General features: G+C 33.0%; 17 protein-coding genes and 1 pseudogene. 6 read left to right on the top strand and 12 right to left on the bottom strand.

What is annotated here, in order from left to right:
* Positions 1–25: 25 nt before the first annotated feature.
* Positions 26–289 carry a hypothetical protein gene (locus AB5150_RS04880; RefSeq protein ID WP_368291417.1) on the bottom strand — a complete coding sequence of 88 codons (264 nt, stop codon included), beginning with the start codon at positions 287–289 and terminating at the stop codon, positions 26–28.
* 113 nt (positions 290–402) lie between these two features.
* Entirely contained in the window at positions 403–7194 is a 6792-nt protein-coding gene (locus AB5150_RS04875) for a hypothetical protein (RefSeq protein ID WP_368291416.1), read from the bottom strand.
* 288 nt (positions 7195–7482) lie between these two features.
* Between AB5150_RS04875 and AB5150_RS04870 the strand changes: the two genes are divergently transcribed.
* On the top strand, positions 7483–7986 hold the full coding sequence (locus AB5150_RS04870; RefSeq protein ID WP_368291415.1) for a hypothetical protein: 504 nt from the start codon (positions 7483–7485) through the stop codon (positions 7984–7986).
* A 134-nt stretch (positions 7987–8120) separates the two neighbouring features.
* Positions 8121–8390 carry a hypothetical protein gene (locus AB5150_RS04865; RefSeq protein ID WP_368291414.1) on the top strand — a complete coding sequence of 90 codons (270 nt, stop codon included), beginning with the start codon at positions 8121–8123 and terminating at the stop codon, positions 8388–8390.
* Here AB5150_RS04865 and AB5150_RS04860 read toward each other — a convergent pair.
* From AB5150_RS04860 to AB5150_RS04835, 6 genes and pseudogenes are all read right to left on the bottom strand, one after another.
* A complete protein-coding gene (locus AB5150_RS04860; protein WP_368291413.1) occupies positions 8380–8562 on the bottom strand; it encodes a hypothetical protein in 183 nt (60 codons plus the stop codon). The two genes, AB5150_RS04865 and AB5150_RS04860, sit on opposite strands and share 11 nt — an antisense overlap.
* A gap of 57 nt (positions 8563–8619) precedes the next feature.
* On the bottom strand, positions 8620–8781 hold the full coding sequence (locus AB5150_RS04855; RefSeq protein WP_368291412.1) for a hypothetical protein: 162 nt from the start codon (positions 8779–8781) through the stop codon (positions 8620–8622).
* Positions 8781–9176, bottom strand: coding sequence for a phage antirepressor KilAC domain-containing protein (locus AB5150_RS04850; RefSeq protein ID WP_368291411.1), 396 nt, complete (start codon positions 9174–9176; stop codon positions 8781–8783). Before AB5150_RS04850 ends, AB5150_RS04855 begins: the two co-directional genes overlap by 1 nt.
* Before the next feature lie 108 nt (positions 9177–9284).
* A pseudogene (locus tag AB5150_RS04845) lies at positions 9285–9329 on the bottom strand (hypothetical protein); the annotation flags it as partial.
* Positions 9325–9528, bottom strand: a complete 204-nt coding sequence (locus AB5150_RS04840) for a Bro-N domain-containing protein (protein WP_368291410.1) — start codon at positions 9526–9528, stop codon at positions 9325–9327. The pseudogene AB5150_RS04845 and the gene AB5150_RS04840, both read right to left, overlap by 5 nt.
* Positions 9529–9649: 121 nt before the next feature.
* On the bottom strand, positions 9650–9832 hold the full coding sequence (locus AB5150_RS04835) for a hypothetical protein (protein ID WP_368291409.1): 183 nt from the start codon (positions 9830–9832) through the stop codon (positions 9650–9652).
* Between the two features lie 274 nt (positions 9833–10106).
* On the opposite strand from AB5150_RS04835, the gene AB5150_RS04830 reads away from it, so the two are divergent.
* Positions 10107–10292, top strand: coding sequence for a hypothetical protein (locus tag AB5150_RS04830; RefSeq protein WP_368291408.1), 186 nt, complete (start codon positions 10107–10109; stop codon positions 10290–10292).
* Between the two features lie 98 nt (positions 10293–10390).
* Here AB5150_RS04830 and AB5150_RS04825 read toward each other — a convergent pair whose 3' ends face one another.
* Both AB5150_RS04825 and AB5150_RS04820 read right to left on the bottom strand, forming a co-directional pair.
* Positions 10391–10705 (bottom strand): hypothetical protein, encoded by a 315-nt coding sequence (locus tag AB5150_RS04825; RefSeq protein WP_368291407.1) that lies wholly within the window; start codon positions 10703–10705, stop codon positions 10391–10393.
* A 340-nt stretch (positions 10706–11045) separates the two neighbouring features.
* Positions 11046–11210 carry a hypothetical protein gene (locus AB5150_RS04820; protein ID WP_368291406.1) on the bottom strand — a complete coding sequence of 55 codons (165 nt, stop codon included), beginning with the start codon at positions 11208–11210 and terminating at the stop codon, positions 11046–11048.
* A gap of 150 nt (positions 11211–11360) precedes the next feature.
* Here AB5150_RS04820 and AB5150_RS04815 point away from each other — a divergent pair, with 150 nt between their 5' ends.
* Positions 11361–11708: a hypothetical protein gene (locus AB5150_RS04815; protein ID WP_368291405.1), complete on the top strand. Its 348-nt coding sequence runs from the start codon at positions 11361–11363 to the stop codon at positions 11706–11708.
* Between the two features lie 14 nt (positions 11709–11722).
* Positions 11723–12103: a hypothetical protein gene (locus AB5150_RS04810; protein ID WP_368291404.1), complete on the top strand. Its 381-nt coding sequence runs from the start codon at positions 11723–11725 to the stop codon at positions 12101–12103.
* A gap of 16 nt (positions 12104–12119) precedes the next feature.
* Here AB5150_RS04810 and AB5150_RS04805 read toward each other — a convergent pair whose 3' ends face one another.
* Together AB5150_RS04805 and AB5150_RS04800 are read right to left on the bottom strand one after the other, a co-directional pair.
* Positions 12120–12596, bottom strand: coding sequence for a type III toxin-antitoxin system ToxN/AbiQ family toxin (locus tag AB5150_RS04805; protein WP_368291403.1), 477 nt, complete (start codon positions 12594–12596; stop codon positions 12120–12122).
* 251 nt (positions 12597–12847) lie between these two features.
* Positions 12848–13843: a DUF262 domain-containing protein gene (locus tag AB5150_RS04800; RefSeq protein WP_368291402.1), complete on the bottom strand. Its 996-nt coding sequence runs from the start codon at positions 13841–13843 to the stop codon at positions 12848–12850.
* An 857-nt stretch (positions 13844–14700) separates the two neighbouring features.
* On the opposite strand from AB5150_RS04800, the gene AB5150_RS04795 reads away from it, so the two are divergent.
* The gene (locus tag AB5150_RS04795; RefSeq protein ID WP_368291401.1) at positions 14701–14949 is read left to right on the top strand and encodes a hypothetical protein; all 249 of its coding nucleotides are present in this window, start codon (positions 14701–14703) and stop codon (positions 14947–14949) included.
* Positions 14950–14968: the final 19 nt, after the last annotated feature.

The raw sequence follows: 14968 nt of genomic DNA, 5'->3' as shown, positions 1-14968 counted from the left end.
TACAAAATGCCTCCTTATATATTTTTTAAATTTGTTTCTTGACTTCTAACATTTGTCTTTGTAATTCATATTTATCCTTGAGTAAATCATTGAGAAGTTTTCTATACTGCCCTTTGATTTCATTTACCTCAGAGATAGTCTGTTCCAATTCTTCACGAGTTCTGATTGTTTCTTCTATATTTGCAACGAGAACATCTACATTATTATCCTTGATATATTGCCTTAATTCAGCATTCTCGGCTCGTAAATCCTCAACATACTTCTGTTGTAAGAATCGCTTGATTGTCATGTTATCACCTCATTTTTAGTTAATTTTCGTCATTTTAGACCAAAGAAATAGGAGAGACCTGAAACAGTTTCAAAAATCTCTCCATATCTTTATAGTTATTCCGTTCTATCCAATTACCATCTCTTCACGCTCTGAGAGTTATATCCCTTACTGAGACTGCCAATGGTATCTTCCTTAATCATACTACGAACTCCACCTGTATTGTTTTTAATGACATCTTTTATTCCATTAGCAAGCTGTTTTGGATCTTGAACACCCTCAAGCTTAATATCACCAATAGAGATATTCACATCATTATCCACCTTATTATTTACAGGTACACTCGGCATACTGAACGCTGTACCAGTATACATATTCTTATATGCCATAGGATTTTTGGCAAATTCCATCAGAGTTTTAGCCTGTTCAGCAGTGAATATCATATCACCTTGTCCAACAGACTTCAGTACACCTTTCGATATATCATACTGTAACTCTGTACCATTTTCACCCAAGTTGGCAATCATGTCATAAGGAATACCGTCAGAACCCTTCTTGAATCCCTTAATACCTGACCTGTGAAGTGTCTGATAAAAAGCAGAATTTGTAGCAGATGAGAAGTTACTAAATCCAATCTTCTTGGCTAACTCCGTCCACTTAGATGTAGGAAGAATCTTCTTACCCCAATTGCGGTAGAGTACCTTATTCAGATTACCATACTTGCTAACATCCTGTTGAGCAACAACAATGTTCTTCTTCAAGAAGTCATTAACCCACTTTTTCTGTGAAGTTGATAATACTTTACCGACAGGAGCTGTGCTGTTTGTATTGGTTGTGGTATTATTGTATGCAGGAGAAATCTTATTGGTTGGATTATCAATTCGACTAATCAATTTATTGGCATCAATTTTCACATCTGTAGAAGATCCAGAAGATGATCCGCTATTAGAATTGTTCAGAATATTATTCTTAACTTTTTCTTTTGTCGCTTCATCTATCTTGTCCTGCTGTGTAGTTTCAGCGTCACGATCGTATTTAGCCCAAGCCCTCTCCATAAAACTCTGAATATCACTTACAACATTACCAGTGCTCTCAGATATTTTTCCATCAGCAGATACATTGTTGAATGAATCGGTTGCGACATACTGTATCTTTTCCATGAGACTTGTAATTGTCTCATTGTTCCAATGACTATCTATGTTATTTATGAGCTGGCTGAAATTGTCGTCCAGATTCTTGATTACATCCTGAATACTGTCATCCAAATCAGTCTGGAAGTCAGAGAGCATATCCTTCGTTGAAGATATAAGCTTATCATACTGTGTATCTTTGAGATCCTTTTCTGCATCCTTGAGAGACTGGTTAAGCTCCTGGGCTTTTGCTCTAGTCTCCTCTGATGTATCGCCAGAAATAGCAACCAACTGTTTACGAAGATCTGAGAGAGTCTTTGTCTTCTCAGAAATATTATTTGCATAATCATAGGCATCTTTTTCTGAATCCAGAAGGTCATTAAATTTATCAATAAGATCTGAGATGTGATTTTTTAAGGCATCGTAACCCGATTTCATCAAATCAATGGTCGCCCACTTTTCATCTTCAGCACCCTTTACACAATCCTGATAAGACTTGACCAATTTCTCTTTTTGGTCAATTAGCTTTTGATTGTATGGATCATTAGCCAACTTCTTGTTGATACTCTCAATCTCGGCATAATACGTTTCCGCATTTTTCTTATATGCTTCGTAGTTGGATATGTGAAGTCCAGCGACAGCATTACCCTCAGAGGTTAATCCACCAGTATCATCAGAAGTCAAATCTCTACGAGATAATTCATCAATAATGAAGTTATTCTCATCTATCAGGTTCTGAATCTTATTTGCCTGTTCATCAATTCTATCCCAATGTATTTGCATGATTTGATTATTATATTCAGCAAGCGATTTAGTTGCTTCGTCAATGGAATTGGTCACATCATCTATCTGTGATCTCATTTCATACCATTTTTCGCTCTTATAGGCAACATCACCATTCTTAACTGCATTATTCAATTCCTTGACGAGATCTGTACGTTTCTGAATCAAATTACTTCTACTTGACTCTTCATTCTTTGCTAATCTACTATACCAAGTAGCAGAAGCACCATTGCCACGTTCCTCAAGTATAGACATGTTATTATTCAGCTCAGTTGCAGTCTGGTCATACTGATGACGCTTATTATCATATTCAGTTGAGATATTAGAGAACTTCTGTGAAGCAATTTCTGCCCTCTGAGTAATCTGTGTCTGCTCATCAATTTCTGTCTGTGCTTTTGCCTGATTGTATGACTCCAACGCATTGTTGTAATCTATACAAGAATTAAAGAACCCAGAAGATATATAGCCCTTCTTGTAATACTCAGACAGTTTCGCAAGAGTAGAAACAGATATTATCTTACCACTCTTGGCTGACTTTCTGGCATCATTGATATACTTATTAACTGTATTTCTATTGGTCTTTGACAGACTGCTATATGACGCTCCCTTTGCAGACTTGGATATATTGCTCTTTGCAGTCGCCCTAGCCTTATTGTATTCATTCTGCTCATTCTTGTCACGAGTGACAATTGTAGAATATCCCGACTTCTGCTTGTCGAGATAGCTATTCTTATCCTTTGCCGAAACTGCATTAGATGACTTGGTACTATTTAAGTCCATAGCATCATTTGTAGCATCATCAAGATTTTTATACTTATCTGCTATATTGTTGTACTTTTCAGCATTATTTACAGCAAAAGTTGTAGTGTATTCTTCTCTAGCAGTCTGAAGGTTCTCAATGCTAAGATTATACATGTACAGTCTGTTATAAAGAGTAGAGTTCTTCTTTGCAACAATAGCAAGTAATGAATCTGGAATAGTAACACGCTTCTTAATATAACCCTTGATAGAATTAAGTGTAGCATTGTACTTTGTATTCTTCTTAATCTTGCCCTTATTTAAAGCGGATGTAGCACTCTTAGCAAATCTATTGACATTACTATTAGCTGACTTAGCAGCCGTGTAATATGCACTGTTCTTTGTATTTAGGACAGAATTGTTATATCCAAGCGATGAGTTCTTGGCTGTAGCCGTATTTTGTACACCACCTGTGGCAATAGTCTGCTTTGTCTCGGCGATAGACACTGTAGTATCTCTCTGTGCATCAGATACCTTTTTGAGATCTTCAGCGTATGTCCTGAGAGAGTCATGAAGTGTCTGCATAGCAGTAGTGCAGTCTTTCGCCTTATCTATCCAATCTTTATAGGTCGATATAACTGTCTGAATATCAGAGCTGTATCTTGAAATATTGATCGAACCATCCGCAACACGAGTCTTAATCTCTTTGGCAAGTTTCTTGTTTATTGCACCAAGACTGATTGCTTTGTTGAGATAATTATTTGCCGTATTAAGATACTTATCTCTACCTTTCTGCTCTGTATACATCTTTGTGTATGTATTACCCACAGCAGACATATAATTAGCTGTAGCAGAAGAGTATCGCTTATCATTTAGTTTTGATTCCGCTTTGGATATATTGGAGTCGATTTTCTTTTGGAGTCTGTCTAGGCGAACTTCAATCCAATCGAAGAATTTAGATGCATAATCGGAAAGTTTATCGAATGGTGTTTTCTTGGTAGATGATGAACTACCTGTACCTGATGTACCTGTGCCAGTTGTACCACCTGAAGGAGTAGTTGTCACATTAACGTGACTTCCTCCACCAATCAATGCCTTGATTCTTCTTGATATCATTGCCGTTTCTGCTGCTACTGCATCTGATGGTTCTCCATTTGTAAAACCTTTTTTCAATTGGGCAAGTCTGTTTAATAATGCACCTAATTCTGAACCAGCGGTGGCAAGATCGGCAAGGTTTTGAATATCACCCGCAGTTGATAGAGTAGTACCATTTGCTATAGCCTTTTTAACAGCAAGTACAGAAAGAGCATTAGCACTATTACCCGACTGAACTGCTTCATTAGCAAGTGCCCCAATCTCATTTGCTGTGGCATTGGCAAGAAAATCACTGTAATTTGCAGCAGTTATTTTTTGTCCGTTATATTCAAGACTAGCATTAGTGCATTCTTGTAATCCCTCTGCCTGTTGAGCATGTAAATAAGTTAATCGCTGTTCCACAACAGCGTCAGCGTTAGAAACACCCATACTTGTCATCTGAGTTCTAAAATACTCAGCCGTTGAATCATCAAGTTGGCAAATTACTTCATTACTATTGACATACTCTGTTGCAAGGTTATTTGCCGCTGTCTGACAATCTTCCATAGATGACTTTGCATCACCAAGAAGAGTAGTAAACTCTTTCCATGAATTAAGTCCTTTAATAGTTGCATCAAATCCAGCAAAATCATCGGCAGTCGCAAATCCATCGGTCTGTTTAGAACCGAGAGCATCCGTAATCGACTGGATATTCTTGCGCATCGCACTAACTTGGGAATTCTTATCTGATAGCTGATTTATTTGATTAACAGCTTGACCAGCAGATATACCAAGATTATCAAAGTAATTTTCTGCACCATCTACTTTTTTAAATGTATCAATAGTAAGCTCACCTTTATCAGCAAGATCAGTCAGAGATTTATAAAGTGCCTTTACAGCCTTGTCTTCTTCATCTGTACTGCTATCTGTTGATTCAGATAAGGTCTTCAAGTCATTCCATGCAGTTGAAAATGACTCGGCAGCCTGTTCCTGATGAATTTTCCACTTTAACATAGCTTCATCAGCATTAGTTATTCCATCTGTAACTTGATTAAATTCATCAAGTAATTCCTGATTGTCGCTTATACCATTTTCATCAAGGAAATTTTTGATTTTGTTTTGTTCGTTATTACCATATTGAGACTCTACTTTTCTTTCGTCTCTTTGAGCAATTTGAACGCCGCCATATTTACCTGACATATGCATAAGCTTACTTATGTCTTCTGAATCAGAATTAAAACCAGCTATGATGCCATGAATATAAGACTGTCCAACTTTCTTACCTTGGGCATCGTATATTTCGGCATTTTTATCACCTTGCTTATCAAGTTCAAGGATATGGTCAATTGACAAATCACCATCTTTTTTCGCTTCGTCCAAAATGCCATAGATATATTCTTCGGCAGTTTTTTGACCAAGAAATTCAAAAGTGCCATCATCATTATCGACAACATGAGAGAAAGCGAGAGAGGAGATTCCATCATATCCTTCGATATGATCCATCATATCACCGAATACAGTGTCAATATTAGATTCACCTTTTTCAGCACTTTCCTTAAGCTGATCGTAATATGAATCAATGAAATTACCATCGTCATCATAATATTTAATATCAGATAATTGATCCTTCCATTTCTCAATATTATCAAGATTCCAGTCAATAATCTGACGGTTATCCATATCTACATTGCCATACTTAGATTGAATAGTGCCATCTTTTATTTGGTCGGAATAAGAGTCAATACCCCAATCATGAATCTTATCATATTCTTCCTGAACAGCAGCTTTAGCTTCTGCGACATCTTGGCTAGTAACCGATTCATTTGTTGGAAAACGATTGAGAGTTTTCTTATATGTGTCAGCTAATTTTTGAGCGTCTTGAGCATTTTGATTATCTGCTCCTGCAAGAGCATACATTTGATCACAAAATGCCGATGCAGCAGATTGACCATCAGAAAGAAACATATTGGTTTTTTCAAGAGCAGCATTCAAATTCTTATATGATTGAATAGTAGACTCGTCAAGTGTACCTTCTTTAGCCATTTCAACAAGCTCGTCTTTAGTTTTTTCTACTCCATCAGAACTGAACACGCTATTTACTTGCATTTCGTTCCATGTATTAGGGTCTAATTCTTTATAAACTAATTCAATAGCATTAGAAATAGCGGTATAAGAATCTACCACTTTTTTTTGATCTGCTGTCAAAGAATCATATGGAAGATTTTCCAAAGTAGCATAGTAATCTGACATTGCACTTTGTTGCTCTTGAAGATCTTTTGTAGTTGAGAAAATAGTCTCTTTGCCTTCTTCTAAAGAAGTTTTGAACCAATCAATGTTATCAGCATCTTTATTAACATAAGCTTGTGATAGAAGTTTCTCATACTGTTTGTAAGCAGCAATTAATGCAGGAATATTATTGGTGTCTTGTACTAAAATATCATTATTCATGCTTGCATCAGCAGCATTTTGATATTCCTCGATAGCCGCTTCAGAAAAATCATATTTGCCAAATTGCTTTTCGTATGTCTTTGCTGCTTCATATGCACTTTCTTTTTTTTCTTTTTCTTCGTCTTTTTCGGCAAGATCTTTCTGGATTCGTAATTGTTCTGTAATTTTTTCAAGTTCTTTTAATTGCCCTTTTTCAGCATAAGTCAACTTGTCCTTTTTCAACAAGTCATCCATGGCTTGTTCCTGGTTAGTTAATTCTGTTGTAATATTTTCTAATTCTGTTTTTGCATCATTATATGCAGATACAGAATCTTCCATCTTTTCTTTTTGTTCTTCAACAGATATAGTTAATGCGTCATAAGCCTTGACCGCTGCAAAAACTCCTGCAACTATTAATGTTAGCCATCCCACAGGAGTTGTTGTCATCCAAGTCCACATTGCAGAGATATTTGCTTTAATTGCTGTAGTAAAAGCACCTGTAGCCAAAGTAGCTCCACTTTCACTTGCAGTCAACGCAATATTAGTTGCTGTTATTTCACCGTTTGCAACAGCTTGAGCGTTTTGTGTAACAATTTTTTCAAGAGCACTTTTAGCTTGAGCATCTGTAGCAGCTTTTTCTGCTAATTCTGAAACAGTTAAAGTATCTGTGGCAGTTGTAAGTCCCCAACTGGCTAATGTTTCTGCCGAAATATTAGCTGTTTTCGACAACTGTTCTGCGGTGTATTCTACATTTGCAGAGGTCAAAGTAGCCATAACCAAGCATTGTTCTTTTTGCTCATCTGTCAATAGTTTTGAAGACAATAAAACTTTTTGTTGAGCAGCATCAAGAGCAGAAAAAGAAGAGAGTAATTTTACATTGTTTCCTGTATTATTTAATACTGTAGATATATTGCTTAATTGTTCTTTGAATACCGTACTAATTGATTTTAAGTATTGTTTGATGATACTTATATATGTATATTGATAATAAAATTATTAAATGTTATACTTGGAACAACGATTAATTAAATTAAAATGCTTGTTATAAAATAGGAGAGTATTATGAAAAAAATATTAATATTTATTATAATGTCAATATGTTTTTTATTAACTGGATGTGGGTCTAGTAATATGATCATATCAATGCCTTCAGAAATTGTTTCAGATAATCAAATGTTAATATATAACGATGAAAACAAAAACTTTGATTTTAAAGAATTTAAAATATATGATATGCCATTAAAATCAACACAAGATGATACCGAAAATTCAGTTGCTATAAATAAAGATAATAAGGTCAGATGTATTTCTATTGTTGATAAAAGAATAAAAACATATAATAATATTTCAGTTGGCGATTCTTACGAAAAAATTAAAAAACTATATAAAAATTTAGATCACGTAGATAATGTGTATTCAGTTCTTTTTAACAATACTACAGAAGATAACCTTCTAAACAAAGAAAAAAAAGATGATTGGATAATAATAAATTATATTCTTGATGACGATAATAATATATGTCGTATTTTAATTTATGATGTAAAATGCGGAAGAGAATCAAGATGAAACAAATAATATATGTAGGAGCGACCTTTAGGACTAGTAATATTCTACAAAACATATGTTTGTAATATTGTTTTCTTGTACAAAGTAGTATTATAAATATAACAGACTATTTTTTATACAAAGGAGGACATTAAATGACAATCATTGCTGATTCAAGAAGAGTATTACAGGGGATTTATGACTTACTAGATGACAATTCATATTGTCTTGTTGTTGAAATTCCATATAAAGAATTTACAGAAAAATATGAGATGACAAGACAACACCTCAATTTATGTATCCATTATCTTATCGAGACAGGATACATAAAAGGAAGCTATTGTTTTAATAATAGTGAAAACGAAATTAAAGAAGTTACGGTTCTTCCACCTACTATCATGCTTGAAGAAAATGCTAGATTTTAGAATCTAATACGATATCTGAGCAGTCAACAAAAAGTTTCTGGGCTTGCCTTACGGTGAGTCCTTTTACTTTTGCCAGATCTACAAATTCGTACATCAATTCATAGTATTTGTCTTCGGTTAATCCTCCTGGTGCTTCATAACCTCTCCCATATTTTGTTGCCTTTGTAATCATAATATTTTTCTCCTTACAATTAAAAAGAGTAGACTACTTCAGCCTACCCTTGATTTATTAGATCTTAATGACCTTGTATTTACTTAATGCACTGTATTTGTCTACTATGTTGTGATATTCATTACTTTTGCAGTAAATTTCGTCAAATATTTGGCTGTAAACACCAGATATGTCTAATATAACAACACGTATTACATCTTCATCATATGTAAAATTCATTATGCTACCTCCAAATATCCATATTTACGAAGTAGCTTTGTTATGTACGAAATTCCCTTTGGATATACCCTTGTTTGCAAATGAGCCTTACCGTCAGGAGAAATGGCTGGACAAGCCATAAATTTCCCTTTCATTACAGGTTTTTCATATGGAACATTATCGCCATTTTCATTCCTAAATAATAGCCCAATATTTCTTAAATATGCAAATAACGTATATTCGCCAATTCCAATAAAATGTGCAATCTCATTAACCGAGAAAGTCCCTTTTGTATCCATTAGAAGTTTCCAATCCTTTTCTGTTTCTTCCAATGATTTTATCCTCTTTTTCTGATTAGCAATAATTTCATCTTTATGCTTGATTGTCTCGTTTGCAATCTGAACAGCTCTCGCCATTATCAATTCATCTGGCTCAGATTCTTTAATAGGAATATAACCGCCAGTTTTGCGAATCTGAGGTAGTACCTCTTGCGTCACCCATAATCTAAATGGTTTTGCAATAGGTTTTCTACTACGAAGAACGAGAGTATAAAATCCAGATTCACTAATGATATTTGTCCCCCCCTTGACGACCTAGATTTAATCTAGCCCGTTCAAAATCTTCAAGCCCCTTATTCAATGCATCTGTTGGGTTTGCAATTCCTAAAATGTTACACACATCTTTTGCAACAAACCAAGGTTCATTGTCAATAATAACAGTTCTAATAGTCCCAAAATCTTTGTTTACAAATTCCTGAATACCATTCATTTAATTTCCTCCATATCTTGAAAAATAATTCAACATAGAGTAAAATGAATATGTCTGTTTAACAGGCTATGTATGAGAATCGTTTCGATCTTGGTAGGATAGGGCGATTCTCATTTGTTATTTATTCTCTTTCTAATATTTTATCTGTTATGAGTTTCATACCTTCTCGAACCAATTCGGCTTTTGATTTTTCTGTGATCTCACAACACCTTTCCAAGTCATCATTTTCTTTATCTGTAAGCCTAACAAACAGCTTATGATTTCTTGGATTATCAGAAAGAGGTCGTCCCATCTTTGCAGACATACAACACCTACTTTCTGTCTATCAATAAGTACAAATATATAATACTTTATGATAGTCAAAAAGTCAATACTATAATAAATATTTTTATATTTATCAAGGAATAATATCAACGAATACTATAGTAGTAATATTGGAAAGAGTATGTGTTGCCAGAATTGCGGATATAAATGGTAGTCCTTGGCAATTTTTCACAAAACACACGTTCAATCTATCACCTCAGATGTATTAATGATAATATATAGTTATCTTATACAAATGAGGGGGGTCGATAGGTATGTTCTGTCCAAACTGTAAAAGTGATAATATTATTGAATTACAACCAACAATTATTAAAAATGAAGTAAAGGATAAATCAGTAATTCCTACGTGGAGTCCTGACGATAATGAAAAAGAAGTATTTCCTGCCTTTAATTTCCAATGCAAAGATTGTGACACCAAATTTAATGTAAACCATAATTAACAAATGAACACATATAAGATAAGATAGAAGAGTAGTGAGAGATCACTGCTTTTTTATTTTTATTGTTAGATTAAATTAATAGAATAAAGAGCAGGAGATTAACTTTCCTGCTCATCTTTGTTTAAATTATATAATATATTATTAGCATCACATAAGCACTTTAAATCATTGCATACATCACTATTACTTACATATATAATTTCAACCTTATTTGACTTAGATATATCCAATACAATAATTCGTGTATTATCGTTTGTATAATCACCCAGTATATTACCATGTTCGTCTTTTATAATATATGAAGCTAAGACTAAATGTGGTTCATTTGAATAACTTTCAAAATTATGCAACATTCCTTCATATACAAATCTATCGTAATCAATTCGAATTTTCATTGGATAGTTATTATCCATTAAATCATCCCAATAATAGACATTCCCTGTATCCCGAATTTTCAAGAAATCTAAAAATGGAATTAAATACTTGCTTCTTAAAATACGAGCAAATACGTATGAAGTTATTAAAGCAGATATGATTATTAATATATTATCAACACTATTAGATATATGAAGTGGAATAGTATTCGCAATTTTATAGTAAATAAACCCAATAACCAATGATGCTGTTAATATATGTTCTATATCTTTTGAATTTTGTTTCAATGCAACAAAATAAAATGTTTTATTAAAAATGTATCCAATTACTATATAAATAATGATCTGTGGTAAAATATCTATTAGTTCTTTAATGTTATCATCTCCAATCTATTAAACCAAATTTTTTCTTCCGTTTTCTTTTCGGTGGAGTATGCGGAGGTCTCCTTGATGTTTTACTAGCCTTGAGATATCTCTTCCCACTTTTCTTAGCTATTTGTTGTATTCTCTTTTTTGCCATATCTACACGAATTTCTTTTTTCATACCATATTACCCCTCCTCTTTTATAAGTATATACCAATAATTGACACAATTCTATCAGAACATATGTTTTATAGATATATTTCCAGTAATATTGTATAATCAACTATATATTTTACAATTCACAAAATCAGCAGGAGAGGAGAGTACCATATGACGAAAAATTACAAATTACATTACCACCCAAACTTAAACTTAGAAAAAGAAACAACTATTGAATTAAAATCAGTAGAAGAAGTGAGAATATGTCCTCATTGCGGCATAGCTACAAGCCCTACATTTATTGATGGATATCTTATTGGGGATAACAATAGTTATATACCACCGACCGCTTATATAATATTCCATTGCCCAAGTTGCAGCAAACTATATATCGCAAAATATTACATACCACATAACTACTATATAACAAACGACATGATGCCATATGATTTTACGCCCATATTCCCATCATGTACATATCCAGGAAAACACATATTACCAGAATTCACTGAAATATAAAACAATTGTCACCTATGTTTGTAGAAACATATAGACAAGCTTGCTATGCAGAAGAAAATGAAGACACAATTGGGTTAGCTGGGTTAGGTTATAGAAAAGCAATTGAATTCTTAATCAAAGATTATCTTATTAAGGTAGATCCAGATAATAAAGATAAAATTATTAAAATGCAACTAGGAAAGTGCATTGATAAATTAGATGAAGATATTCAAGATATCGCAAAAGCGGCTACGTGGTTAGGTAATGATGAAGTTCATTATTTTAAGAAACATAGAGATTATGGTATTGATGACATGAAAGACTTTATACAATGTTTGGTAGCAGATATAGAAAGATATTATGTTAAATTGAAAGCAAGAGAGTTCGTCAATGCGAATGATAATGCTACAAAATAGCATAATAAAAGACACCTTAATTGGTGTCTTTAAATTTCATATATTCACTTTCAAGTTTTTTGAAATCACAACATGTATAATTTAATCTATGATTCTTATTACATCCAATTTTATATACAGCATTTGCTTTTTCGTATATATCAGTTTTATTATTTTTACAATAATCATACTCGACTTTAAGCAGATCTGCATACTTTTTATCACGTTTTGAAATTTCAGAAAACTTTAATTCTGTTAATACTTCGTCATATGCTGGAATCATAAATGAAAATCTAATAGAAGATATTGGAACAGATTCATTATATATCAATAAACTTGTTTGATATTTCTTTGTTGTGTGAGATATTGGTGCATAATAATCAACTCCATTAATATTAAGCACAACTCCACAAACAAATTTATTATTTGTACTATAATGAATATTGGGTACTTGTTCATCTATTGTTTGCAAGTATCTTACATAATCCTCATTTATATCATAGAATTTCAGCATATTTCTCCTTATGTATGATAAATGGGACGAAGATTTTATCTCCGTCCCTGCATTAAATTTTCGCTCTTTCGGTGGCGAAACACCTAGCATTAAATCCTTCAGTTACGGTTGAAGCATACCTAGCATTAAATCCCAACTTGCGGTGTTGGCAACCTTGCATTAACGAAATCATTTGATTTCTTACTTATATTATATATTGTAACACATAAAAAATGTCACCAAAAAGAAGATAAAATTTTGTACATAATTACTTAATTCAACTCATTAACAATGGCTCTCCAATATTGGAATCTACCATCCACATTTTCAGCACTTGTCGTTCCTTGCTGGACAAAGAGCTTATACTCCTCATTGTCGTCATAAGTATTTAAAAATTCTGTTATCTTATCCACCAATGCCCCGAATGATTTCTTGTTCTTAACAATCTTATAACAAGCATATAAAATCTGCGGAAGGGAAGTTACAGGAATATCTAAATCTTCAAATGAAGCATCCAATTTATTCATAGCTTCCTCAAGAGTATCTTTCACATTAAGATACTGATCTGCATATTCTATAACAAAATTATCTATATCATTAGCACGGAATGAAGTAAACTGATGCTCCTGATTTGTTGCGATGAGCATAATAGTCTGGATTATAACATCTCTGTCAGTACCATTCTTTCTCTGATTAGGACTCATAAGTTTATCCATTAGAGGATTAACTGAGAGAGAGTAGACCATATCGCTGAATTCATCAGAACATTTGCATACTCTTAATAATTTTGCTCCAAGTTTCTTTCCACTATTCTGACGCTCAAACATCATTTTCACATCATCGTCTGTATAATCAGATAATATACAAAAATCTAATGTGTCAACTAGGAGGGCTTCCTTTACAATGTCATCAAGTTTACTAAATCTTTTCTTAGCTATTTCAAATTCCTTTTCAATCTCTTCACCATTTTCCTTATATCTAATAACTACATTAGGAGTATATTTATTAAGGGCAAATTCATCATTGATATACTGAATACAAGTAGAAACTCTCTGAGATCCATCAAGAGTAGCCATTACATTATTTTCTTCTACAAGATAAATAGGATTAACAGGAATTCCCATTAATAGACTGTGAATCAGAAGACTCTTCATTTGAGTAGACCACTGATTAATTGGTCGCTGTAACTTATGACTGAAACTGATATTGCCCTTCTTATATTGACTGTTTATCCATGATAATGTTTTAGGTTTTGTAGTGTTCTGCATTTAATTACCTCCAAAATTAAAATTTTTGATTTGTTGCTTTTTCAAAAATATCACATTTTGAAGTAATTGTAAATAAACAGGAGATTCTTTTTTTACAAAAATGCGAAAAATACATATGGTATAGAATGTATGTTCTGGATTTATATATTTGGATAAATATGGTAAGCTGATATTAAGCAAACTGTATCTGAGCCATCGTATCTCAGATCATCGCAAGACAGAATGCTCGGTATTATACCATACGAAGTGCCATAATTGTAGTTGGCACAAGTTCTTTGGAAAAGTAAATATCTAGCCCTTTCTGGGCAAATACATTTCCCAACTTTTATATATTACTACAAAGAAGGGAGGGTAGAATTGTTCGACATTTTAACGAACGTAATTAGAGTCTTAGGCTATGCAGGTATATGCTATTTGGGATATTTGGGTTTAAAATTAGTTGTCACAATACTGATTTGCAAACACCCAGAATTATCTGAAAAGAAAGTTCAATACATTACTCGCATGGTTGCAAAAGACAAACATCAATCTAAATAATTCTATTTTTGTATTCCATATTTATTTTTCTCCTTTTAAATCGGGGAGGGTAGTTACAATGGCTACCCTTCTTTTATACTTTACATCCAGTTGGCTTAAATGTCGTCTATACATTTATTCTCCCTTAATCAAATAATAATATAGTATTTTTGATTTTTTGGAAGAAATATGCATCAAATTATTTTTTCTACTATCCTTTATTGCCTATATATTATATAATTATAATACAATACATAATTATTAGTTCATTATAGTCGCTTCCCTAATAACCGGGCTCGCTACCTATAATAAAAAATAATCATATGTCATTGGAGGTGACTATGATGGACATAATAAAAAGTATTGTTGAGTATGATTCTTTATATGGTGTAATCGCTCTTTTTATTCTATGCACTCTACTTGGGTTTGTATCATGGCTTTGTTATAAGGTAATAATCGAAGTCAAAAAACTAATCCAATACATAGTTAATAAAATTACAAAATATAAAGAAATTCATGCAAAAGCCCAGTACAAAGATGCTTTATTAAAAGTTGATTTAACTGAGCAAAATGAAGAAGGAATTGAGTAGAGCAGTTCCTTCTTTATCC

The sequence above is a fragment of the Coprococcus sp. RTP21281st1_F1_RTP21281_210402 genome, assembly GCF_040915325.1.
Taxonomy (GTDB): Bacteria; Bacillota; Clostridia; order Lachnospirales; family Lachnospiraceae; genus Coprococcus; species Coprococcus aceti.
The sequence above is the reverse complement of the archived record's forward strand: the minus strand, read 5'-3'. Positions and strand labels throughout refer to the sequence as shown.